Here is a 22,778-nt window from a genome sequence, read left to right as displayed (position 1 = left end):
GGAAATCGGGAGCTTGTTGTGCAGATGATGTGTCCGTGACGCTAGGGTGCATCCCGGATGCCGAGGGGGAGGGGAACACGCATGCCGAGGCTTGCCGGGGCGCACGGGCTGCGCGGTCGCAGACTGCTGCTGGTCTCCACCAACTACGCGCCGGAACAGGCGGGCATCGCGCCGTACGCCACCCAGACCGCCGAGCACTGGGCCGCGCAGGGCGCGGTGACGCACGTGCTCACCGGGATGCCGCACTACCCGGCCTGGCGGGTCGATCCGGACTACCGCGGGGTGTGGCGCAGGACCGAGGCCCGCGGCGGCGTCCGCGTCCACCGGCGCCGCCACACCGTTCCCGCCCGGCAGACCGCATCGCGGCGGGCACTGTACGAGGCGTCGATCCTGGCCCACGCGCTGACCGCCCCGCCGCGCATGGGCAGACCCGACGCGGTCGTCGCCCAACTGCCCAGCCTCGCGGGGGGCCTCGTCGGCGCCCTGCTGGCCCGCCGTTACGGAGTGCCGTTCGTGCCGGTGGTGCAGGACCTGATGGGGGCCGCTGCCTCGCAGAGCGGCATCCGCGGCGGCGACCGGGCGGCTGCCGCGGCCGCCGCAGCCGAGCGCCGCGTACTGCGAGCGGCCCGGCTCGTGGGAGTCATCCACGAGACGTTCGTGGAACGGGTCGCGGCGGCCGGAGTACCGCGCGACCGCATCCGGCTGGTGCCCAACTGGTCCCATGTCGGCGCCCCGTCGCAGTCCCGTGAGGCGACCCGCGCCCGTCTGGACTGGCCCGGCGACCGTCCGGTGGTCCTCCACTCCGGGAACATGGGCCTCAAACAGGGGCTCGAGGTACTCCTCGACACGGCCCGCACGGCACCGGAACTTCTCGTCGTCCTGATGGGAGACGGCAACCAGCGGGCGCACCTCGCCCGGCTGGCCGCGTCGCTGCCCAACGTGCGCTTCCTGCCACCCGCGGAGGACGCCGAGTTCCCCGACATCCTCGCCGCGGCCGACGTGCTGACGGTGACCCAGCGGGCGTCCGTACTCGACATGAGCGTTCCGTCCAAGCTGACGTCGTACTTCGCGGCGGGGCGACCCGTCCTCGCCTCCGTCGCCGCTGCCGGCGGAACCGCGCAGGAGGTGCGCCGCTCCGGGGCGGGCGTGCTCGTGCCCCCGGAGGACCCCGCCGCTCTCGCCGGGGCCGTGCGGCAGCTCGCAGCGGACCCGGACCGTGCCGAGGAGCTCGGGGCGCGCGGTCCCGCCTACGTCGACGGCCGGCTCAGCCGCACCGCGGGACTCGCCCGCATGACGGAACTGCTCGAGGAAGCACTGACGGCGGACGGTTCCGCCGCGAGGGAGGCACGCCCGTGAGGGACGGCGGACCCGGCGACGCGGCAGGACGTGTCGTGCACCCCTACGACGAACCGGACCTGCTGCGGGAACAGTTCCGACAACTGCTCCGCTACCGCCTGATCATCACCCTCGGCGTGGTGCTCGGCGTCCTCGGAGGCGGCTGGCTGGCCGTCTCCCGCGGCGATTCCTACACCGCCGTGACCGAGGTCGCCCTGCGCTCCGACACCAAGGCGCTCCAGGAGACCGGCAGCGGAGGCGACGTCAGCATGGCCTCGGAACGCCGCACGGCGCTCAGCAAGATCGTCTCCCGCCGGGCGGCCCGGAAGCTCGGAGCGACTGCCGACCGGTCCGAGGAGCTGGCGAAGGACCTCCAGGTGACGAATCCGCCCAACACCTTCGTGCTGGAGTTCTCCAGCACCGCCGACTCGCCGGCCGCCGCCGCCCGCCGGTCGGACGCCTTCGCCCGGGCCTACCTCGCCCACCGCAAGCAGGAGACCGACGACCGCCTCGCCCACATGGTGCGCGCCTACCAGGAACAGCGGAAACCGCTCATCACCGAACGGGACCGCCTCGCGGACCAGTTGGACTCCCTCGGCTCCGGCGACGGATACGACTCCGTCGTGGCCTCGCACACCTCCCTCGTGGGGCGCATCGCCGACATCGACGGGGAGATCAACCATCTCCGCGCACTGGACACCACGCCCGGCAGCATCGTGTCGGAGGCGACTCCGCCCGAGGCACCGTCGGGACCGGGCCTTCCCGCGCTGGTCGGGCTGGGAGCGATCGTCGGTGTCGGGCTCGGTCTGCTCGCGGCATGGGTCCGGCTGGTGTTCGACCCCACCGTGCGGTCCTCCGGCGATGTCGTTCGGGCACTGCGGGCACCGGTCCTGGGGGTGCTGCCGCGGCGCCGGCGCGGAGCGCCGGTACCGCTGCTCGCGGAGGGCCGGCTGGCCGAGGAGTACCGTTCCGTCGCCTTCCGGCTCGCGTACGACGAGACCTTCGCCCGCCGCAGGCGGCTGCTGGTCGTGGCTCCCCGCGGGGGCATCGGCACGGTGCTGGGGGCCGCGGTGAACCTCTCCGCGTCGTTCGCCGAGATGGGCAAGGACGTCCTGCTGGTCGAGGCCAACCTGCGGACCCCGGTGCTGAGCGAGGAACTCCAGCACGTCGAAGGCATGCGGCCCGCCTGGTCGCAGCACGAGGGCGACGGGCCCGCCGACTGGCCGACGGGCAGGCGGGTCCCCATCGACGCGGGCGAGTCCGGCGTGTTCGACCTGGTGCCGGGACGCCGGGTGCGCAACGTCCCGCGTGCCCTCACCTCGTCCCCCGCGACCCGTCTGATCGGCCAGGCGGACGCCCGCAACGCGGTCCTCGTCGTGGTCGCCCCGGCCGTCCTGTCGTACGCGGACGCGATAGCCCTCACGGACCGGGTGGACGCGGTGCTGGTGGTGTGCGATCCCCGCGAGGTGCGCCGGGACGACCTCAACCGGGTCCGTGAACTGGTCGTCGGCGCCGGGGGCGTGCTGCTCGGCGCCGTGCTCCACTCGGAGGGCACCGGTGCCCGGGAGACCGCACCGGACGCCGCGCGCCGCTCCGGACGGCGGCGCAGCCCCGACGGCCCCGCCACCCCCCGCCCGGCCCCGGACCGTCAGCCCTCGGTCACCCGCGAATGGGACCGCAGGCAGCGCGGCGAGGACCCCGGCGGACGGGAACCGCTGTCCGCGCGGGAGGTCGGCGTCGACACCGTCGGCCTGCGGGTCGTCGACCGCGCGGACGTCGAGGACCGCGCCCCGCGCGGGTGAGCGCGTCCTCCGGGCCGGGCCCCCGCGGCACCCGGACCGCCCTGGTGTGTTCGGTCGCGGACCAGGGCGTCACGGCACTCACGAACATCGCCGTCCTGCTGGTGGCGGCCCGCCGGTCCACCGCCGACGGGTTCGCCGTGTTCTCCGTGGTCTACCTGGTCTTCACCGTCCTGCTCGGCCTGACCACCGCCTACGTCGGGCAGGCCCTTGTGCTGGAACGGGGCTCCGCGCAGGGCGTGCGCACGGCCTGCCGGTCCGCGGTCTCCTTCACCGGCCGGGCCGCGGTCGCCGTGGCGATCCCGGCCGCGGTCCTGCTGTTCCCGGCCGTTGGCCCGGGGCGGCCGCTGGCCGGGGGACTGCTCGGCCTCGCCCTGGTGCTGCCCGTCGTCCTGCTGCAGGACTCCCTCCGGTACGCCTTCTCCGCCCTCCGCCTGCCGCACCTCGCCCTCACCGCCGATCTGCTGCGGCTGCTCGCCGCCCTCGCGGTGCTCACCGCCCAGCCCCACCGGCCGGAACCGTTCCGGCTGGTGACGGCCTGGGGACTCTCCGCCCTTCCCGCACTCGTCGTCGGACTTCTGCTCCTCGCCCCGCGACTGAAGGGGGCCGCTGCCGAACCCTCGCGCCACCTGCGCCGCGGGCACCTCGGAAAACGGTTCGCCGTGGAGTTCGCCGTCGGCAACGCGGGCACCCAACTGGCCGTCGTGGGGCTCGGCCTGTGGGCCGACGCGCTCGCCGTCGGGGCGCTGCGCGGCGCCACCGCGCTCTTCGGCCCGCTCAACGTCCTGTTCAACGCGGCGAACGGATTCGGCCCGCCCCTGCTGTCGCGGGTCGGCGGGGAAGGCCGGACGGCACGCGTGGCGGCAGCCACCGGGGCCGTGTTCGCCTGTACCGCCGCCGCCTGGGCGGTGGTGCTCGCGATACTGCCGGACACCGTCGGGGAGATGCTGCTCGGCGCCACCTGGGCCGCGTCCTCCTCGCTGCTGCCCGCCACCGGGAGCCAGTACGCCGTGATGGGGCTGGGTACCTGCGCCCTGTTGTCGCTGCGGGTGCTCCGCCCCCGGGCGACGCTGCCGCTGCAGGTGGTCTTCTCCACGCTCTCCGTCGGCCTGCTGCTGGGCGGCTATCTGCTGGGCGGTGTGACGGGGGCCGCCTGGGGCCTGTGCGCGGGCTCCGCCGCCAAGGCGCTGGCCGGGTGGTCGCGCACGCACCGGGTGGTGCGCGCGGCATCCCTCAGCGCAACGACCGGCGCGGGGACGGGCGGAAGGTCGTGACCAGGGCGAGGCACAGCACCGCGACGGCGATGCGCCCGGCGGCCTGCAGCAGCGGCCCGCGCAGCAGGATGAAGCTGTAGCCGGCGAGGAGCGGGACCACCACGGCCGTCACGTTCCCCGGCCGGGTGTCCTCCACGGTCGCGGCGACGTAGCGGCGGTCCGTCCTTGCAGCCGCGTACCCCAGGCCGAGAAAGCCCAGGCCCATGCCCGGAGGGCCGAAGTCCAGCCACAGTTCGGACCAGAGAGGGGCGGAGAGGTTGGTGTTGTCCATCCCCATCCACTCGCCGACCCGCACCCCGGAGTCCTCCGGCTTCCCCTCCCAGGCCGACCGGGGGACGAAGAAGAGCAGGGTCCCCGCCAGCTGCCGGCCATAGCTGTGCCCCTCGCCGGACTCGGCGAACGACACCGTGTTCGCGAACATGCCGGTCTGGTCGTAGTCCTTCAGCGTCAACGGGGCCAGTACGGAGGCCGTTTCCCGTTGCGGCCCGCTCTCGGCGTAGCGGAACCGGTCCGCGAACGGGAACAGCACCAGAGCCGTCACCGCACCCAGCGCCAGCGCATTCCGGTACATCACGGGGCTGCGGGGGAACGCCGTGAACAGCAGCGCGAACAGCACCGTGAGGAACCAGTAGCGGGGGTTGGAGACGGGGTTGTTGACGACGGCGTTCACGCCCAGCATGAGCGTCCACAGCAGCGGCACCAGCGGGGTCCGCCGGGCCGGGCGGGACGTGACGAGCCAGCGGGTGAGGAGCAGCAGTGCCAGCAGCGCCGGAACGGTGCCGAAACCGCGCAGCAGCGCCGAACCGGCCTGCGACGGGGCTGCCGATCCGGCAGCAGGGGCGACGGCCTGCGCCAGGCTGTCGCCGATCTCCTCGCGGCTGCTGAAGAACACGCCGGGGCCGCCCAGTTGCATCACGAACAGGGCACTCGCGGCGCACGCGAACCCCACCAGGAGCCAGAGGCGTCCGCGGTGCACCGACGCTTCCGGCCGGGGCGCCGTGGCACGGAGCGACGGCCTGTGCCGCGCCAGCAGGGCACCGAGGTCGAAGGCGACCACCCCGACCAGCACCAGCGCGATGGCGAGCACGGTGTGCGCCCTCGGTCCCACGACGGGAGTCGGCGTGCGGTCCAGCACGAGCTGGGCGAGCGGCGCGATGCCCATCGCGATGTACACGAACAGCCAGAACGCCCCCTGTACCAGCCGTCTGCGGCTCGCCAGGACCATCGCGGTCAGCCGGGAGCCGGCGTAGGCGCAGAGTGTCAGCTGCAGCCAGAACGCCTCGTCGTGCGGGCCTGGCCCGGTCTGCGCCGCTACCCAGCCGGGCAGCACCACGACCATGGCGAGGGCGAACGGGACCGCGAGCGCGCGGGACAGTGCCGCTCTCGGCCCGGCCGGAGCGGTAGCCCGTCCCGGATCGCTCCGTGCCTCGACGGCCACGACGCCCCCCCTCCGCCCCGTCCTGTCCGGTCCTGTCCGCAGTGTAGTGATCCGCTGACGGAGTGCGTGCGCCGTGACTAAGCTGCAACGGACGGACGCGGCACCGGCCTTCGGGCCGAGCCGCACTGGGGGAGGGGAGTCCCGTTGAGGGTTCTGCACGTCGTCACACTGCACACGCCCACGCACGACTTCGGCGGCCCGACACGGGTGGCGCTCAACCTCTCGCGCGGGCTGCGGCAGCGCGGTGTGCACAGCGCGATGGTGGCCCTCGGCGAGGGGTTCGACGGCGCCATGCCCCGGGTCGTGGACGGCGTGCCGGCCCGCCTTTTCCCTGCGCGGCACGTGCTGCCGCGGTTCGAGGTCAGCGGCATCACCTCGCCGACCATGCTGGCACGCGCCGGCAGCCTCGTGCGCTCGGCGGACGTGGTGCACGTCCACCTGATGCGCGACCTGGTCACGCTTCCTTTCGCGCTGGCCGCGCTGGCCTGCGGCCGTCCGCTGGTGCTCCAGACGCACGGCATGGTCGATCCGGGGCGCAACAGGGTGGCGCGGCTGGTGGACGTCCTCGGACTGCGGCGCGTCCTCGAACGGGCCGACGCGGTGCTGCACCTGACCGAGCAGGAACGGCGCGACACCGCTGCGGTGGTCCCCGGGGGGCGCATGGGGCCGGCGTACCGGCTCGTGAACGGCGTGCCGCTGCAGGAACGGCGCCCGGTGCGGGAGGGCGGGCCGGCGACGGTGCTCTACCTGGCGCGGATCCAGGAGCGCAAGCGCCCGCAGGACTTCGTCTCGGCCATCCCCACCGTCCTCGCCGCCCGCCCGGACACCCGCTTCGTCATGGCCGGCCCCGACACCGGCGCGATGGCGGACGACCTGCTGGCCCTCGCCCGGAAACAGGGAGTGGCGCACGCCCTGGAGTACGTGGGCCCGCTGGACCACGAAGCGGTGAAGGCACAACTGCGGGCCTCCGACGTGTACGTGCTGCCGTCGATCGTCGAGCCCTTCGCGGTCTCCGTGCTGGAGGCGATGTCGATCGGCGTGCCGGTCGTCGTCACCCGCACCGGCGGCCTCTCCCCGGACGTGGAAGCGGCGGGCGCCGGGCGTCTGGTGGACAGCAGCCCCCGGGCCGACAACGGGGAGCGTGTGGGGAAGGCGATCCTCGATCTGCTGGAGCCGGCCGCGAACGCGCGGGCGTCGGCCGCGGCGCACACGCTCGTGCGGGACAGTTTCACCCTGGAGGGTGTCGTCGACACCCTCCAGGATGTCTACGCCCGTGCACTCACCCGGGCCGGGCGCCGCTGACGCGCCGGAACTCCCGGGCCTTCACTCCGATCTGCCAGCGGTAGAAACTCATCGCCAACGCGTAGTCGAGCCCGGCCCGGCCGTCGAGGAAGCCGCCCTTGCAGAGGTATCCGTAGGCGAACGACAGGAACGGTTTGAACGGGGCACGGTGGAACAGCTGCCCCTGACGCGTCTTCGCCCGGCGGATCTGCTCCCGCACGTCGGGACGGACCTCCAGCCACGCTTCCCAGTCCGCGTAGCGGTTGTGGCGCGTGAACCAGGTGTGCACAGGGTCCCTGTCGTGGTGCTCCAGAGTGCCGCGGAGCCTGGCGACCGGATCGGCGAGGGCCTGGTAGTGGCCCTCCACCTCGCCCATGCCGGGTGCCGCGAGGTCGTCCGGTTCCGGGAAGCGGCAGCGTGTGCGGTCCAGCAGCGCCCGCTTGACGATGGTGTAGCCGTGCCGGAGGCGCCGGCCGGCGAACCAGTACCCGAGCGGGATGTCGAACGCCGCGGGACGCAGCGTCTTCCCCGGCGGCACGGCGAAGACCTGCCGGAGCTCCGCGAGCAGTTCCCGGCTGACCCGTTCGTCGCCGTCGAGGTGGAGCAGCCAGTCGATGTCGGGCCGGACGTTGTCCAGGCACCACTGCTTCTTCTTCGGGTACCTCCCGTCCCAGGTGTAGGGGACCACCTCCGCGCCCGCCTTCTCGGCCAGGGCACAGGTGTCGTCCGTGCTCCCGGAGTCGACGACGACGACCGCACGGAAGTGGTCCACGACGGAGCGGACCGCCGCCGTGATGTTCTCGGCCTCGTTCAACGTCGGTATCGCCACGACGACGGGCAGTCTGTCCACGGGGTCCCTCCTCATCGGCCGGTGAGGCCGGCGGCCTCGAGCAGCGGTTCGTGTTCCGGGCAGAGCTGGACGACGGCGTCCACCGGGTCGGCGATCTCTCCGGACCTCAGGGCCGAGACGGCGGCCTGGCGGTCCACCTCCACGGTCCGGGTGATCCGGTCGCACACGGCCTGTCCGGCCTCCAGCACTGCCGCGGGATCCGTGCCCCGCGGCACCCGGTCGACGAGGTACTTCTTCTCCTTCCGCGTGAAGCTGCCCGTTGCGGGGGTCAGTTCGGACTTCGGTACGGAAGGCGGGTCCTTCGAACCGTCCCCGGACGACGGGGTCCCGGTCGGCGCGGCCCCGGGACCGGTCGACGGATCCCGGCTGCCGCCCCCGGCCCCTCCGGAAGGTCCGTGGGTGCTGACCGGACCGGTTCCCGTGCTCGGGGCCCGCTCCGGGGCGGGTGCCGCAGTGTCGGCGCCGCACGCTGTTCCGGATGCCGCCACGGCGGCGGTCAGGACGGCGGCCGCCACGGCGTTCCGGATTCCCCGCCCGGTCATGACTTCTCGAAGGTCAGCGTGAGCCGGGGACCGCGGGGGCTGCCGGCCTCGTGCGCCCACAGCCACAGGCTGTCGGTGCCGGTACTGGTCAGTGCCAGGTCCGCCGGGCCGTCCAGCGATTCGGAGAGGCCGCCGGGCGCCAGCTCCACCGGGTTGGCGGTCTGCAGCTCCGAGGGCGATGCGAGGGTGCCGAGCACCGTGCTGCCCAGCGCGGGCCGGGACGCGTACGTGGTGCCGGTCTCGGACCAGTCGCCCGTGACGGGAACGACGGTGTGGGTCGACGCCGATCCCGCATAGGAGTCGCCGCTGGTGGTGACGGTGAGCGTGGCGCCGGTCAGCTCCATGCCGTCCGGGGCCGCGGGCAGGTCGAACCGCAGGTACGTCTCGTACGGCGAGTCGCCGCGGACCGCGAGCTGCTGGTGCGTGCCGTAGTCGGAGGAGGTGGCGGCCCCGTTCACGTACGTGTCCGCGGTCGCCTCCACCTCGACGGTGAGCTGCGAGGGGCTGCCCGGTGTGGTGACCGAGGCGCCCTGCGAGGTGTTGCTGACGTTGGCGTCGTCCGCGTCGGCCGCGGTCACCCGGTAGGTGTAGCTGGTGCCCGAGTCCACTCCGGTGTCGGTGAACGACAGGGTCGGGCGGTCCCAGAACAGCGAGTCCGCCGTCTCCGTGTGGACGGGGGTGGCGGAGCCGTTGCGGTAGACCCGGTACGTCAGTGCACTGTCGTCCTCGTCGAGCGAGGCTCGCCAGCTCACCTCGACCCCGTCCGCGGTGTTCCGTGCGCTGACCTCGTCCGGCACCGAGGGAGCGCCGGTGTCGGGTCCCGAGGCGAAGCGCACCAGACCCTGCTGCTTCATGTTGCCGTGCGTGACGATGCGCGTGAACTCGCCGCCCACCCACATGTAGTCGGTGCCGCCGGAGGAGGAGACGACCATGGCGCGGGGACCGATCTGTTCTGTCCCCGCCGGACCGTCGTCGGTGTCCGGGAACCAGCTGAGCAGCGGAGCCGGATCGTGCACCGACTCGGCCAGCAGGTGCTGCCGCTCGTGCAGTTCGTCGAACTCGCCCATGCTGCTGCAGTCGTGCGCGTGGGAGGAGCTGTACAGCACCTCGCGGTGCACGACGACGGACTGTGTCGCGCCCAGGCAGGTGTCCCGCCAGCGCTGCCCGAAGTCGTCGAGGTCGAGGGCGATGCGTCCGTCGAAGACGCCGCTGCCCGTCCCCTCGTTGGCGGTGTAGATCCCGTTCGGGTCGGCGGCCAGACCCTTCACCACCGACGTGCGCGGGAGGAAGCCCCAGCCGTACCGCTTCGTCAGTTCCCCGGTCGCCGCGTCGACCACGGCCAGGGCGTGGGAATAGCGGTTCTGCACGTAGAAGAAGTCGCCGCCCAGGACGACGTCTTCGCCGTCCGGTGTGACCTGCAGTGCTCTGCCCACCTCGTCGGCGTCCGGGTCCCAGGGCTCGAGCCCGCCCGAGGTGCCGACCGCTGCGTAGAAGCCCCGGTCCCGGTTCTCCACGGAGGTGAAGTCGCCGCCCAGGTAGACGGTGTCTCCGGTGACGGCCAGGGCCCGCACGGTCGCGGAGACCGCCACCTTGAAATCGGTCCGGACCGAGCAGTCCGAGAGGTCCACCGCGGCGAGGTTGCTGACGGACTCGCCGTTCACCGCCCCGAACCGGCCGCCCGCGTAGAGGGTGCGGCCGTCCGGGGACACGGCAAGGGCGCGGACGGTCGCGGTGCCGCTCCCGATGGTGAACGACAGGTCGCAGCCCGCGGCGGGTGCGCCCGTCGCGGCGTCCAGGGCGACGAAGTTGAGCGCCCCCTGCTCCTGCTGCCCGGGCTCCGCACCCGGTGGCCGGACCGCGGAGAACGTGCCGCCCGCGTAGACCACCCCGTGCGACTGGGCCAGGGCCCACACCACGCCGTTGGTCTGCCACGTCGGCAGATCGTCCGCGGTGAACGCCACGGGCGGGGTGACGGCCTCCGCCTCCGGCGCGCCCCCCGCCTGGGCGCCCGTCCACAGCGCCGCCGTCAGGACCAGCAGCGTCCCGAGCGCGGTCCGCCGCCGGCGTCCGCCGCCGCGTCGTCTCCGACTGTCCATCGCCTGCACCTCGTTCGTGGTTCCGTCGTGTGTAGGTACGCGGGTGCGACTGCGCGCCCGCGGGGGCCGGAGTGACACCCCGGCCCTCGGTTCAACGATCGATGCGGACCGTCTCGCCGGAGAGTTCCGCCTCCAGGGCGCTGATGTCCGCCTCGACCATCACCCGTGCCAGTTCGTGCCACAGCACCTGCGGCTTCCAGCCCAGGGCCTCCTCCGCGCTGCGGGGGTCGCCGATCAGCGCGTCGACCTCGGTGGGGCGTTCGTAGGTGGGGTCGAAGCGCACGTACTCCTGCCACTCCAGTCCCGCGGCGCCGAAGGCGGCGCCGAGGAAGTCGCGCACCGACGCCGCCTCGCCGGTCGCCACCACGTAGTCGCCGGGTTCGTCGTGCTGGAGCATGCGCCACATGGCCTCGACGTACTCCGGTGCGTACCCCCAGTCGCGCACCGCCTCCAGGTTCCCCAGGTACAGGTGCTCCTGGAGACCTGCGCGGATGCGGGCCACGGCGCGGCTGATCTTCCGTGTCACGAAGGTCTCACCGCGGCGCGGGGACTCGTGGTTGAAGAGGATGCCGTTCACGGCGAACAGGTCATAGGCCTCGCGGTAGTTGACCGTTGACCAGTAGCCGAACACCTTCGCGCAGCCGTACGGGCTGCGCGGGTGGAAGGGCGTCCGCTCGTTCTGCGGAGGAGGGGCCGAGCCGAACATCTCGGAGGAGGATGCCTGGTAGATGCGGGTCTCGATGCGGCTGGCGCGGATCGACTCGAGCAGGCGCAGCGTGCCCATGCCGGTCGCGTCACCGGTGTACAGCGGCGCGTCGAACGAGACCCGTACGTGCGACTGCGCCCCCAGGTTGTACACCTCGTCCGGCTGTATGTCCCGCAGCAGGTTGACCAGGGCGACGCCGTCGGTGAGGTCGGCGTGGTGCAGGACCAGGCGTCGGCCCGCGTCGTGCGGGTCCTGGTAGAAGTGGTCCAGCCGGGCCGTGTTGAAGGAGGAGGAGCGGCGCATCAGGCCGTGCACCGTGTAGCCCTTCGACAGCAGCAGTTCGGCGAGGTACGAGCCGTCCTGGCCGGTGATCCCGGTGATCAGCGCGCTCTTCGACATGGGCTCCCCTTGGTGGGTGGTGAAGCGGTGGAGTGGTGGAAAACGGGGTGATCCGTCAGTAGTCCGGCATACGGGGCGAGGGCCTGGCACAATCCCGTGCCATGACGCCTTCGATACCGCTGCTTCCGGCCCGCGCCCGGGTCTTCGTCGCCGGACACCGCGGGCTGGTCGGCTCCGCCGTGGCCCGCCGGCTCGCCGCCGAGGGACACGAGGTGCTCACCCGCCCCCGTTCCGCACTCGATCTCCGCGACGCCGAACGGACGGAACGTCATCTGCGGGACCTCCGCCCCGACGCGGTGGTGCTGGCGGCGGCCAAGGTGGGCGGCATCCTGGCGAACCGCGACCAGCCGGTGCCCTTCCTGGAGGACAACCTGCGCATCCAGTTGAGCGTGATCGCCGGGGCGCACGCGGCGGGGGTGCCGCGCCTGCTGTTCCTCGGCTCGTCGTGCATCTACCCGAAGCACGCGCCGCAGCCGATCACCGAGGACGCGCTGCTCACCGGCCCGCTGGAGCCGACGAACGAGCCCTACGCCCTCGCCAAGATCGCCGGGATCACCCAGGTGCGCGGCTACCGTCAGCAGTACGGTGCGTCGTACGTGAGCGCCATGCCGACCAACCTGTACGGGCCGGGCGACAACTTCGACCCGTCGACCTCGCACGTACTGCCCGCACTGATCCGGCGTTTCCACGAGGCTCGTGCGGCCGGCCGCAGCGAGGTGGTCCTCTGGGGCACCGGAACACCGCGACGGGAGTTCCTGCACGTGGACGACCTGGCGCGGGCGTGCACCCTCCTGCTGCGGGAGTACGACGACGACGCGCCGGTCAACATCGGCTGCGGAGAGGACCTCACGATCCGCGAACTCGCGGAAACCGTACGGGAGGTCGTCGGTTTCGAGGGCGGGATCGCGTTCGACTCGGACAAGCCCGACGGCACCCCGCGGAAGCTGCTGGACGTCTCCCGCCTGCACCGGCTCGGTTTCCGGCCGCGGATCCCGCTCGCGGAGGGCATCCGGGACACCTACGCGTGGTGGCTGGGCCGGCAGGGCCACGCCGGGGGATGAGGGTCGCACGGTCTAGTACGCTCCGCGTCCGGCGAGCACGGCGCGGAACGTACGGGCCAGCACGTCCAGGTCGGTCGTCAGGGACCAGTTGTCGGCGTACCGCAGGTCGAGTGCGAGGCCCTCGTCCCACGAGAGGTCCGAACGCCCGCTCACCTGCCAGGGGCCGGTCATGCCGGGCTTCACACCGAGGCGGCGGAGTTCGACCGCGCCGTAGGAGTCGACCTCGCCGGGCAGCGGTGGACGGGGGCCGACCAGGGACATCTCCCCGCGCAGGACGTTCAGCAGTTGCGGCAACTCGTCCAGCGAGGTGCGGCGCAGCACCCGGCCGACGCGGGTGACGCGCGGATCGCGGCGGATCTTGAACAGCGGGCCGTCCTGCTCGTCCGCGGCGGCAAGGGCGGGGCGCAGTTCCTCGGCCAGCGGCACCATCGACCGGAACTTCCACATCACGAAGCGGCGGCCCCCCTGGCCCACCCGGACCTGGCGGTACAGGGCCGGTCCCGGCGAGTCCAGCCGGACGACGGCGGCGACCAGGGCGAGCAGGGGCGCCAGCAGCAGCAGGCCCAGCGCCGCGCATGCCCTGTCCGCCAGGTTCTTCACGGCCGACTGCAGGCCGTCCCGGACGGGAGGAGCGATGTGGAGCAGGTTCAGCCCCGCGACGGCTGCGGTCCTGACCCTGCGCAGTGCCACCTCGGTCAGTCCCGAGGCGACGACGAGCGGAAGCCCGGCATCCTGCACGGCCCAGGTGAGCCGCCGCAGCCGTTCACCCGTGAGTGCAGTCCCCGGCACGACCAGCACCGTCTCGGCAGCGTGCCGGTCCACCGCCGCCAGGACCGCTTCGCCGTCGCCGGACCCGTCGTCGTGGAGGCGCCCCGCGCGCGGGACGCCGCTCGGCAGTTCCGCCACGCCGCCTGCCGTGACCGCTCCCACCACCACGTAGGCGTGGTCGGTGCCGCCCGCCAACTGCTCGACGACGCGGTCCACCGGCCCGGCCTCGCCCACCACCAGGGCGCGGTGCAGCGCCTGCGCCGCGCGCCGCCGGGCCTTCAGGTGGCGATGCGTCAGCGTGCCGCACAGGCCGGTCAGCACGGGCGCCGGGGCCAGTGCGAGCAGGGCCGTGCCGGGAGCCGGGCCCTCCTCCGTGAGCACCTGCAGCACGGCGAGCAGGCCGAGCAGCGTGAGCCAGTCCTGGAGTGCGAGGAGCACGCCCCGCGACTCGCCGACCGACTCCCGGGCGTAGCGGCGTCGGGCGGCCCTCACCGCCGGCCAGATCGCCGTGGTGAGCAGGGCGGCGGCCACGGGCCGCGGCTGCCCGGTGCCACCGAGGACGAGGAGGACCGGCAACGCGGTCCCGGACACGTCGGTGGTCAGGGCGGCGGGCACGTACCAGCGTGCCTTCCGCCGTTCCCCGCGGAAGCCGCTTCTTCGGCGTCCCGCCCCTCGCGGAGCGGGTCTGTTCGTCCGGCGTCCGCCTTCGGAAAGACCCAGCGCGTCGCGCTGCATGTACCCCCCACGTCCTGGACCGTCGACGTCGGTGCGCCGCCTGCTTCCCCGACAGGCGGCGCACCAACGCGGTACAACGGCAGTGACCTTAAGTCATATGAGCGCCGTGTCTCCGGCGTTTGCGGAAGATTCTCTTCGATGTCCGAAAACGCGCGTTCCTGTTCCTTCCGTTGCGGGCGGCCCCATCCGTCCCACTGGTCCCGGCGGCGGCCCGCCCCACCCCGCCGGCACGCCGGATCGAGCGGATACGCCGGCCGGTTCCGGGTACTCCGGTCGCCGTCCCCCGCACGACGTCAGGAGAGGCCCGGCATGTCGCTGTCCCCGTCCCGTTCCGCAGCACCTCCCGAAGCCACGCCGGCGACCGGCCCGCCCGGGGGAGAGGAGGAGACGCGCGGCACGGTGTACGTCGCGCTGGCCGCCAACCTCGCGATCGCGGCGGCGAAGGTCGTGGGCGGCGTCCTGAGCGGTTCCTCGGCCCTGCTGTCGGAAGCGGCCCACTCCGTCGCCGACAGCCTCAACGAGGTCTTCCTTCTCGCCTCGCTGCGGCGCAGCCGCAAACGCCCCGACCGGAAACACCCGTTCGGCTACGGCAAGGAGCGGTACTTCTGGTCGCTGCTGGCCGCCGTGGGCATCTTCGTGACGGGCGGTTGCTTCTCGTTCTACCAGGGCGTCGAGGCCCTCGGCAGCACCTCGGACAGCCCCTCCGGCGGCTACGCCGTCGCCCTCGCGGTCCTGACCGTCGCCGGGCTCGTGGAAGGCGCCTCACTCGCCAGGGCGCTGTGGCAGGTCCGGCGCGAAGCCGCGGCGAACGGGCGCAGGTTCGTCCGCCAACTGCGCCTCACCGACGACCCGGCGCTCCGCACCGTCCTCGGGGAGGACGGTGCGGCCGTGGCCGGTGTCGTCATGGCCCTGGTGGGCGTGCTCGGGCACCTGATCACCGGCGACGCGGCATGGGAGGGCGGGGCCTCCCTGGGGATCGCCGCGCTCCTCGTCTACGTCGCCCACCGCCTGGGGAAGGAGGCCCGCGGCCAGCTCATCGGAGAGGCACTCGGACACCGGACCCAGCAGGAGATCCACGACTTCCTCACCCGGCAACCCGAGATCGACGAGGTCACCGCACTCCTCACGATGCGCCTCGGCCCCGGAGCCGCGCTGCTCGCGGCCCGCGTCGACCTGGTCGGTGGCACCGACAGCGAAGAGGTCGAGGACGTCTGCGTCCGCATCAAACGGGAGCTCGCCCACCGGTGGAGCGAACTCGACCACGTGTTCCTCGACATCACCGACGCCCGGTCGGCCCGCCGCTCCGGCCCGACCCAAGCCTGACCCCGGGGACCGGCCGGCCCGGTCCCCGGCGACTACGCGGTGAAGGAGTCCGGGTCCGCCGCCTTCCAGTCGGACGCCCAGTCCTCGGGAGGAGTGCCGAGCAACTCCCCCGGAGCGAGGCGCGGATACACCTCGTCGCTCGCGCGGACGGTGACCGCGTCGACCCTGCGGCGCAGCATGTGCGGCCGCAACTCGTCGGGGTGCCGGACCCCCATCGCGCCCATGATCCGCAGCGCGGAACGCACGGTCGCCTCGTGGTAGCGCCGGACCCGGGCGGACTTGTCCGCCACGTCGAGGGCGCGGGCGCGCCGCGGATCCTGCGTCGCGACGCCCACCGGGCAGGCGTTCGTGTGGCAGCGCTGCGCCTGGATGCACCCCACGGCGAACATCATCGCGCGGGCCGCGTTCGTGAAGTCGGCGCCGTGGATGAGGCGTTTCACGATGTCCGCACCGGTGGCGACCTTTCCCGAGGCGCCGATCCGGATACAGTCCCGCAGCCCCGTCCCCACCAGCGCGTTGTGCACCGTCAGCAGCCCCTCGGTGAGGGGGTACCCGACGTGGTCGGCGAACTCCGGCGGAGCCGCGCCCGTCCCGCCCTCCGCGCCGTCGACCACGATGAAGTCGGGGGTGACGTCCTCCTCCCGCATGGCCTTGCAGACGGCCAGCACCTCCCGGCGCGAGCCGACGCAGAGCTTGAAGCCGGTGGGCTTGCCGCCCGCCAGTTCCCGCATGCGGGCGACGAAGCGTACGAGTTCCCGGGGAGTGGAGTAGACGCGGTGGTACGGCGGGGAGACCACGGTCCGCCCCTCCGGGACGTCCCGCACCCGCGCGATCTCCGCGTTGACCTTGCTGCTGGGCAGCACACCGCCGATGCCCGGCTTGGCGCCCTGCGAGATCTTCAGCAGGACGCAGCGCACGCTGTCCTGGGACGCCTTGCGGCGGAACTCCTCCTCGTCGAAGCCGCCGTCGTCCGTCCGGCAGCCGAAGTAGCCGGTGCCGATCTCCCAGACGAGGTCGCCGCCGTGCCGGAGATGGTGGTCGGAGATGCCGCCCTCACCGGTGTCGTGTGCGAATCCGCCCTCCGCCGCACCCTGGTTCAGGGCGAGAACGGCATTGGCGGACAGCGAGCCGAAGCTCATGGCGGAGATGTTGAGGAGCGACATGTCGTACGGACGGGTGCAGCCGGGGCCCCCGACGCGCACGGTCGGCGGGGTCTCGGGCGCCTCGACAGGCGCCATGGAGGGGACGAGATACTCGTACCCCTCCTGGTGCACGGCGAGTTCCGTGCCGAACGGGTCCTCGGAGGACGTGCCCTTGGCCCGCTGGTACACCAGGCTCCGCACGTCGCGGGTGAACGGGCGTCCGTCGTAGTCGTGCTCGACGAAGTACTGCTGGATCTCCGGGCGGATGCTCTCCAGCAGGAACCGCAGATGCCCCACCACCGGGTAGTTCCGCAGCACCGAGTGCCGGCGTTGCACCAGATCGTGCACGCCGACACCGGCGAGCGACGCAAGGGGCACGGCGGCGCACAGCCACCACGGGGACACGAACAGCGCCGCGGCGACCGTACCGGCGGCCACCGCGGCGAGCCCTGCCACACATGCCTTTCTGATCACGAAGAAGACTCCTCGAAGGGTTCGCGCACTCCCGGCGCCCGAACGGTCGTTCTGCTGCACGGGTCCGCGTGCCCCGCGGTGCCGAGCGCACACGTGGAGCCGCGCGGTCAGGGAACGGGAGGCATCGGCCTCGTGGTGCGGGACGCCCGCCAACGGGAGGCCCGGTTCCCGTCGGCGCGCACGGTCCCCCGGGCGCGGGGGACGAAGAGGGGTGCGGTGACCTGCCGTGGCCCCGAGGGCGGCGCGGCAGGCCGCTTCCGGCGCCGTTGCGGCGCGACCGTTCCGTGGCCGGTGCCCGCCGGGCCGGACCGGAGGCGTTCGGCGCAGGCACGGGCGGTGGGGCGGTTCCGGGGAGCCGTGCCGGTCATCTCCGTCAGCAGCCCCCGCAGCGCGCCGGAGAGCCCGTCCGGCACCGCGGGAGCACGGTGCAGCCGTGCGACGGCGGACTCGAGAGGCGTCCCGGTGTAGGCCAGTTCACCCGTGAGGCACTCCAGCAGGACCAGGCCCAGGGACCAGACGTCCGACGGCGGGCCCGGTGGATCGCCGTTCACCTGCTCGGGAGACATGTAGGCCGCGGTTCCGCTCAGCACCCCGGCCCCGCCCGCCGGGTGCGGGGCTCCGATCCGGCGTGCGATGCCGAAGTCGACCAGATGCGGATGTCCGCGGCGGTCCAGCAGGATGTTCGACGGCTTCACGTCGAGGTGCACGATCCCCGCCCCGTGGACATGCGCCAGCACGCTTGCGAGCTGCTCCCCCAGACGCACCACTGCACCGGGGTGCAGCACCCCGTCCCGGAGCCGTTCGTCGAGGGTGACGCCGTCCACCAGGCCCATCACGACGTACGGTCGCCCCTCGTACAGCCCCGCGCCGTGCACGCCGACCAGCCCGGGATGGTCCAACCGGGCCAGCAGATCCGCCTCGTCCTCCACGCCCCGACGCAGCTGCGGTCCGCCGTCCGGCCGGAAGACCTTGACGGCGACGCTGCGGCCGAGGACGGTGTCGACGGCGCGCAGCACGTCCGCCGCGCCGCCGGAGCCGATGCGTTCCCCCACCAGGTACCGGCCGGCCAGCGTTCTGCCGGTCAGCTCGTCGCCGGACCGGCCGGAGGAGGGCCGTTCACCGGCAGGGGATGTCATGGAAAACCTCCGTACGGGCCGGACAAGTGCCGCGGTACGTCTCCGCGTTCTCTCGTGTGCCCGCCTTCGGCCCGGGCATCCGCCGGTTTCCGGCCATGCGCGGGCGCGGTCCGCCCTCCGGTGTCAACCCGGCCTGCGGAGCGTCAGGGCGAGGGTGTCGTCGGCGTGCAGCACCACCGACCGCATGTCCTCGGCGATGGCGCCGGGCACCTCGCGGATGGGGCGTCCGGAGTGGCGGCGGGCGGAAGCCGCAAGTCTCCGCTCGCCCTCCAGCGGATCGCGCCGGCTCTCGGTGAGGCCGTCCGTGTACAGCACGAGCAGGTCGCCCTCCCCGAGATGCGTGCGCAGCACGCTCTCGCTCCCCGGCATCGGGAACCCGATGCCGCGGCCCCGTACTTCCAGGAAGTCGGCCGCACCGTCGGACCGGACCACCAGGGCGGGCGGATGGCTGCCGTTGGCCAGCAGCACTTCGCCGCCCGCGGGATCGATGCGGACGATGAGCACCGTGGCCATCGCCTGGGCGTCCATGGCGCTCACGATCTCTCCGGCGCGCTCCACGAGCGTCTTCGGAGGATGCCCCTCGAGCGCGAGTGTCCGGACCGCATGGGTGACGTCGAGTGCGCTGCGGGTGCTGCGCACCCCGTGGCCGAGAGCATCGACGACGGTCACGTGGACGCTGCCGTCGGGGAGCACGAACCAGTCGTAGAGGTCGCCGCCGGTGGGCGCGTGGACGTCCGCCGGGACGTAGTGCACGGCGAGCTCCAGCCCCGGAACCGCAGGCGGGGCGGGGCGCAGCGCGTCCTCGAGCTCCTGCAGGATGCGTCCGTGCGCGCGCCGCAGTTGCTCGTCCCGCTCCTCCAGTTCGACGTAGAGCGCCACGACACCGCTGTTGGTCTCGGCCAGTTCGTCGGTGAGGCGGCGGTGCTCCGAGCCGAGCGCGTCCAGGCGGCGCAGCACCTCCCGCACCTCCTCCTCCGCCGCTTCCGTTCCGTCCCGGGGAGTCCGCGCGACCGCTCCCTCGGGCCCGGGGGAGTCCGGGAGCCCCAGGTGCCAGGAGCACGAGCCGTCGGGGTGGTGCCGCACGGGCAGTGGGAGGTCGGTGACCGGGTCGGAGGCAGCGGCGGGTTGCGGGCTCAGCGTGAGCGTCAGGCCCGCCTTCGCCGCCGGATCCCCGGTCCGTTCCGCGGTGAGCAGGAACGCGTGCCCACGGTCCATGCGAGCACCGCACATCAGCGCGGCAGACGCGGTGAGCCTGGCTCTCGTCTCGGTCGGAAGACCATGCTCGGCGGACAACCTGCGTACGGCGGCGCGCAGTTCGCTCGGTGTACGGAAGGGGCCGTCGGTGATCATCGTGGTCCTGACAGGCTGAGTGCGGTGGCGTCGTCGCGGTGACGGCGGTGGTGGTGGGTCAGTGCGGCGGGGAGCAGCGGCGGTGGCAGGCGCAGCAGGAACCCGTCCGTCCGGCGTGCCCACCGGGACTCGATGCCGTCGCTGTGCATCACGGTGACCTGCCCGGACGCCAGCGGGAGGGTGTGGGTCCGCGGGGTCGGCATGTTCCAGCCCACGATGCCGGGCCTGCCGTCCACGCTGCGTTCGATCTCGTGGGCAGAGAGCAGGCACAGGCGGATGTTGCCGACCCCGCAGTACTCCGCACGGCCCGGGGAGAGGCGGAGCAGGCCGACCGCCGCTCCCCGGGTGTGGCGCAGCGCCCGGTGCAGCGTCTGCATGATCCCGGTCAGCGGCTGGTCGTGGACGCCCCGCAGGGCACGCAGCGCGAGCCGGGCCGCCTGCGCGGCGTCCGCGCCGTGGCCCAGCCCGTCCACGACTGCTGCGGTGCAGCCGCCCTGGTCCGCCGGGTGCACGGCGTAGCCGTCTCCGCAGACGTCCTCGCCGCGGGCCGGCAGGCACACCGCCCCCGCCCGGTCCCCGGCCCCGGTGGGGGAGGGGACGCCGGGGCGGGTGATGCGGGCACCGGCGACCGTGCCGTGCCCCGGTCGGCTGCGGAGGGAGAAGCGGTCTGCGATCCGCCGTACGGCGCCGAGGCCGGTACCCAGCGTGCCGGTCGTGGAATAGCCGTCGACCAGGCAGCGTTCGGGCTCGGCCATGCCGGGCCCCCGGTCCACCGCGAGCACCTCGACGCCGACGGCGTCGGGCAGAGGCTGGACGTACACCACGCCGTCCACGGCGTGCTTGTCGAGATTGCTCGCCAACTCGCTGGCCACGGTGGCGGCCTGGTCGGGCAACGAGCCCGGCAGGCCGCAGTCCAGAGCTGCCCCCCGCGCCGTCGTGGCGGCGAGGTGCACGGCGCTGCGGTGGTCTATCGGCACGGCCGCGGTGACCGGGGGCGCGGTGGGCCTCCCGGTCACCGGGTCGCCCAACGCACCGCGGTGACGACCGTTCCGTCGCCGGGCGTGGAGTGCACCTCGAAGTCGTGCATGAGCCGTCGCGCCCCGCCCAGACCGTGCCCGAGGCCGGCGCCGGTGGTGAATCCGTCGGTGAGCGCGTCCTCGAGGTCGGGGATGCCCGGTCCGCGGTCGCGGGCGATCAGCCGCAGTCCCGCGGCGCCGTGCCGGCCCAGCCGCTCCACCGTCAGGGTTCCGCCGCCGCCGTGGATGTAGGTGTTGCGGGCCAGCTCGCTCGCGGCCGTCACCACGCGGGTCTGGTCGACCAGCGAGAAGCCGATGTCGACGGTGGCCGCCCGCACGGCGTGCCGAACCGTCAGCAGGTCCTGCTCGGTGCGGACCGGGAGGGTCTCGGGGCCGGTCCGCCCCCGAACGTGATGTTCTCCGCCGGCGGTGAGTCGTCCGCCGCCTCCTTCGCCCCTGGCCGGTTGCGGCGAGAGGGTCCCGTGGGACGTCACGCCGACGGCCCTCCGGCGGTGTTGACGGACTGCCGCCATCCCAGGGCGGCCATCCCCTGCTCCGCGTTCAAGGCCGTCTCCACTCCGTTCAGCTCGATGCCGAGTTCCACCAGTGTGATGGCGACGGTCGGCCGCATGCCGGCAACGATGACGCGCGCGCCGAGCAACTGTGCCATGCCGCTGAGCTCCATCAGGGTGCGTGCCACGAAGGAGTCGATGATCTCCACCCGTGAGATGTCGATCAGTACGCCGCTCGCACGTTCGGACGTGATGCGTGCCGTCAGCTCGTCGGCGAGGGCGAGGGCGGAGGTGTCGTCCAGTTCGTTGAGCAGGCCCGTGAGCAGCGTGCTGCCGAGCCGCAGGATGGGTACGGCCGACGGCGTCATGGGACCTCCTGCGAACCGTTGTTCTCACCGCCGGCGGCGGGGTCGGTCTCCGAGGGGCCGTCGTCGGACGGTGTGATTCTCAGCGCCGTCGCCAGCGCATCCGCCAGGTTGGCGCGTGTTGCCGTGTCCGAAAGGTCGATGCCCAGTTGCACGATGGTCTGCGCGATCGCCGGCCGGATCCCGCTGATGATGCATTCGGCGCCCATCAGCCGTACGGCCTTCACCGTCTGCATGAGGTGCTGTGCCACGGAGGTGTCCACCGTCGGCACGCCCGTGATGTCGATGATCGCCACGGCCGCTTCGTGCCGCTGGATGGCTTCCAGCAGGCTCTCCATCACCACCTGGCTCCGCGCGGTGTCCAGCGTGCCGATGAGCGGCACGGCGAGCACGTGGCGCCACAGGCGGACGACCGGGGTGGAGACCTCCAGGAGCTGCCTGCTCTGCCGCCGGATGATCTCCTCACGGCCCTCGACATAGGTCTCGAAGACGAGCGCCCCCGCGGAGTCCAGCAGCCGGTTGACCGTGAGCGTGGTCGCGAACATCTCGCGGGTCTGGAGTCCCTCCTCCTGCACGGCCTCGAGCAGGACCTCCTTCAGGGAGAGGATCGCGAGGGAGGTGGCCGTGGGCGCGCCTCCCGCCCGCGCGCGACGCAGCGACATCTCCGTGACCGCATCGGCCAGTCCGCGGTGCTCGCGGACGATCCGTTCGGCGGGGACCTGCAGCGACAGGCTGTCGGCGAGGGCGCCCACCAGGGCGTCCGACTCCTCCCGCAGATCCGCTTCCGCGAGGCCGCCGTCCACCACTTCCCGTCGGGACTGCAGTGCGACCCAGCGGTCCGCGATCTCCGCGCTGCGCTGCCGCAGCACCTCCAGCAGTTTCGCCCTCACCGTAGCCTCGTCGCTCCTCATCGCCGGCCTTTCGCCGTGACCCGCGCCAAACACTTGCCTCGCGGACACCTTTGCAGTCCTGGGAGATGGTAGCTGCGAGGCCTCGGCAGGGCGACCACGGGCCGACCAGCGGCCTTTCCGCCCGGCCGCGCCCGACCGGCGCGGGGAGTCCGCGGCGACTTCGTTGTTTGCCCTCCTTCCGGCGGGACACCAGGAGGATCAGTGCTTCGGACCAGGAGGCACCCCACGCGCCGTCGCGCGCACCCTCCGGGCCCGGGGTGCGCCG

Annotated in this window: 19 protein-coding genes; 6 read left to right on the top strand and 13 right to left on the bottom strand. The window is 73.0% G+C overall.

The window, feature by feature from the left end; all coding sequences use genetic code 11:
* The first annotated feature begins 81 nt into the window (after window positions 1–81).
* The 3 genes from ACL06G_RS10930 to ACL06G_RS10920 are packed head-to-tail and all read left to right on the top strand — an operon-like array spanning window position 82 to window position 4,408.
* A complete protein-coding gene (locus ACL06G_RS10930) occupies window positions 82–1,356 on the top strand; it encodes a glycosyltransferase family 4 protein (protein WP_412785680.1) in 1,275 nt (424 codons plus the stop codon).
* Window positions 1,353–3,137, top strand: coding sequence for a lipopolysaccharide biosynthesis protein (locus ACL06G_RS10925; RefSeq protein ID WP_412835795.1), 1,785 nt, complete (start codon window positions 1,353–1,355; stop codon window positions 3,135–3,137). Before ACL06G_RS10930 ends, ACL06G_RS10925 begins: the two co-directional genes overlap by 4 nt.
* On the top strand, window positions 3,134–4,408 hold the full coding sequence (locus ACL06G_RS10920; protein WP_412835794.1) for an MATE family efflux transporter: 1,275 nt from the start codon (window positions 3,134–3,136) through the stop codon (window positions 4,406–4,408). Before ACL06G_RS10925 ends, ACL06G_RS10920 begins: the two co-directional genes overlap by 4 nt.
* On the opposite strand, the gene ACL06G_RS10915 is transcribed toward ACL06G_RS10920, so the two are convergent.
* The gene (locus ACL06G_RS10915) at window positions 4,368–5,747 is read right to left on the bottom strand and encodes a hypothetical protein (protein WP_412785834.1); all 1,380 of its coding nucleotides are present in this window, start codon (window positions 5,745–5,747) and stop codon (window positions 4,368–4,370) included. The genes ACL06G_RS10920 and ACL06G_RS10915 overlap by 41 nt on opposite strands.
* A 243-nt stretch (window positions 5,748–5,990) precedes the next feature.
* Between ACL06G_RS10915 and ACL06G_RS10910 the strand changes: the two genes are divergently transcribed.
* Complete coding sequence (locus ACL06G_RS10910; RefSeq protein ID WP_412835793.1) at window positions 5,991–7,148, top strand: glycosyltransferase; 1,158 nt, start codon at window positions 5,991–5,993, stop codon at window positions 7,146–7,148.
* Here ACL06G_RS10910 and ACL06G_RS10905 read toward each other — a convergent pair.
* The 4 genes from ACL06G_RS10905 to gmd all read right to left on the bottom strand — a co-directional run bounded on the left by ACL06G_RS10905 (window position 7,126) and on the right by gmd (window position 11,720).
* On the bottom strand, window positions 7,126–7,977 hold the full coding sequence (locus tag ACL06G_RS10905; protein ID WP_412785684.1) for a glycosyltransferase family 2 protein: 852 nt from the start codon (window positions 7,975–7,977) through the stop codon (window positions 7,126–7,128). The genes ACL06G_RS10910 and ACL06G_RS10905 overlap by 23 nt on opposite strands.
* A gap of 11 nt (window positions 7,978–7,988) precedes the next feature.
* Entirely contained in the window at window positions 7,989–8,519 is a 531-nt protein-coding gene (locus tag ACL06G_RS10900) for a hypothetical protein (protein ID WP_412835792.1), read from the bottom strand.
* Window positions 8,516–10,615 carry a CBM96 family carbohydrate-binding protein gene (locus tag ACL06G_RS10895; RefSeq protein WP_412835791.1) on the bottom strand — a complete coding sequence of 700 codons (2,100 nt, stop codon included), beginning with the start codon at window positions 10,613–10,615 and terminating at the stop codon, window positions 8,516–8,518. The genes ACL06G_RS10900 and ACL06G_RS10895 overlap by 4 nt, the downstream gene beginning before the upstream one ends.
* 91 nt (window positions 10,616–10,706) lie before the next feature.
* Window positions 10,707–11,720 (bottom strand): GDP-mannose 4,6-dehydratase, encoded by a 1,014-nt coding sequence (gene gmd, locus ACL06G_RS10890; RefSeq protein ID WP_412785687.1) that lies wholly within the window; start codon window positions 11,718–11,720, stop codon window positions 10,707–10,709.
* Window positions 11,721–11,821: 101 nt separating this feature from the next.
* On the opposite strand from gmd, the gene ACL06G_RS10885 reads away from it, so the two are divergent.
* Window positions 11,822–12,781, top strand: a complete 960-nt coding sequence (locus tag ACL06G_RS10885; RefSeq protein ID WP_412835790.1) for a GDP-L-fucose synthase family protein — start codon at window positions 11,822–11,824, stop codon at window positions 12,779–12,781.
* 12 nt (window positions 12,782–12,793) lie between these two features.
* Here ACL06G_RS10885 and ACL06G_RS10880 read toward each other — a convergent pair whose 3' ends face one another.
* Complete coding sequence (locus tag ACL06G_RS10880) at window positions 12,794–14,284, bottom strand: exopolysaccharide biosynthesis polyprenyl glycosylphosphotransferase (protein WP_412785689.1); 1,491 nt, start codon at window positions 14,282–14,284, stop codon at window positions 12,794–12,796.
* 309 nt (window positions 14,285–14,593) lie between these two features.
* Between ACL06G_RS10880 and ACL06G_RS10875 the strand changes: the two genes are divergently transcribed.
* On the top strand, window positions 14,594–15,607 hold the full coding sequence (locus ACL06G_RS10875) for a cation diffusion facilitator family transporter (protein WP_412835789.1): 1,014 nt from the start codon (window positions 14,594–14,596) through the stop codon (window positions 15,605–15,607).
* A 32-nt stretch (window positions 15,608–15,639) separates the two neighbouring features.
* On the opposite strand, the gene ACL06G_RS10870 is transcribed toward ACL06G_RS10875, so the two are convergent.
* From ACL06G_RS10870 to ACL06G_RS10840, 7 genes are all read right to left on the bottom strand, one after another.
* Window positions 15,640–17,223: an FMN-binding glutamate synthase family protein gene (locus tag ACL06G_RS10870; protein ID WP_412835788.1), complete on the bottom strand. Its 1,584-nt coding sequence runs from the start codon at window positions 17,221–17,223 to the stop codon at window positions 15,640–15,642.
* A 107-nt stretch (window positions 17,224–17,330) separates the two neighbouring features.
* Window positions 17,331–18,359, bottom strand: coding sequence for a serine/threonine-protein kinase (locus ACL06G_RS10865; RefSeq protein ID WP_412835787.1), 1,029 nt, complete (start codon window positions 18,357–18,359; stop codon window positions 17,331–17,333).
* Window positions 18,360–18,482: 123 nt separating this feature from the next.
* Window positions 18,483–19,574 carry a PP2C family protein-serine/threonine phosphatase gene (locus ACL06G_RS10860; protein WP_412785693.1) on the bottom strand — a complete coding sequence of 364 codons (1,092 nt, stop codon included), beginning with the start codon at window positions 19,572–19,574 and terminating at the stop codon, window positions 18,483–18,485.
* 131 nt (window positions 19,575–19,705) lie between these two features.
* On the bottom strand, window positions 19,706–20,725 hold the full coding sequence (locus tag ACL06G_RS10855) for a SpoIIE family protein phosphatase (RefSeq protein WP_412785694.1): 1,020 nt from the start codon (window positions 20,723–20,725) through the stop codon (window positions 19,706–19,708).
* Window positions 20,722–21,084 (bottom strand): anti-sigma regulatory factor, encoded by a 363-nt coding sequence (locus ACL06G_RS10850; RefSeq protein WP_412785835.1) that lies wholly within the window; start codon window positions 21,082–21,084, stop codon window positions 20,722–20,724. The genes ACL06G_RS10855 and ACL06G_RS10850 overlap by 4 nt, the downstream gene beginning before the upstream one ends.
* A 131-nt stretch (window positions 21,085–21,215) precedes the next feature.
* Complete coding sequence (locus tag ACL06G_RS10845; protein ID WP_412785695.1) at window positions 21,216–21,605, bottom strand: STAS domain-containing protein; 390 nt, start codon at window positions 21,603–21,605, stop codon at window positions 21,216–21,218.
* Window positions 21,602–22,513, bottom strand: a complete 912-nt coding sequence (locus ACL06G_RS10840) for an STAS domain-containing protein (RefSeq protein ID WP_412785696.1) — start codon at window positions 22,511–22,513, stop codon at window positions 21,602–21,604. The genes ACL06G_RS10845 and ACL06G_RS10840 overlap by 4 nt, the downstream gene beginning before the upstream one ends.
* Window positions 22,514–22,778 lie beyond the last annotated feature (265 nt).

This window comes from Streptomyces callyspongiae, assembly GCF_047200695.1.
Lineage (GTDB): Bacteria > Actinomycetota > Actinomycetes > Streptomycetales > Streptomycetaceae > Streptomyces.
Note: the sequence above shows the minus strand (reverse complement) of the source record. Positions and strands in the feature narration are given on the sequence as shown.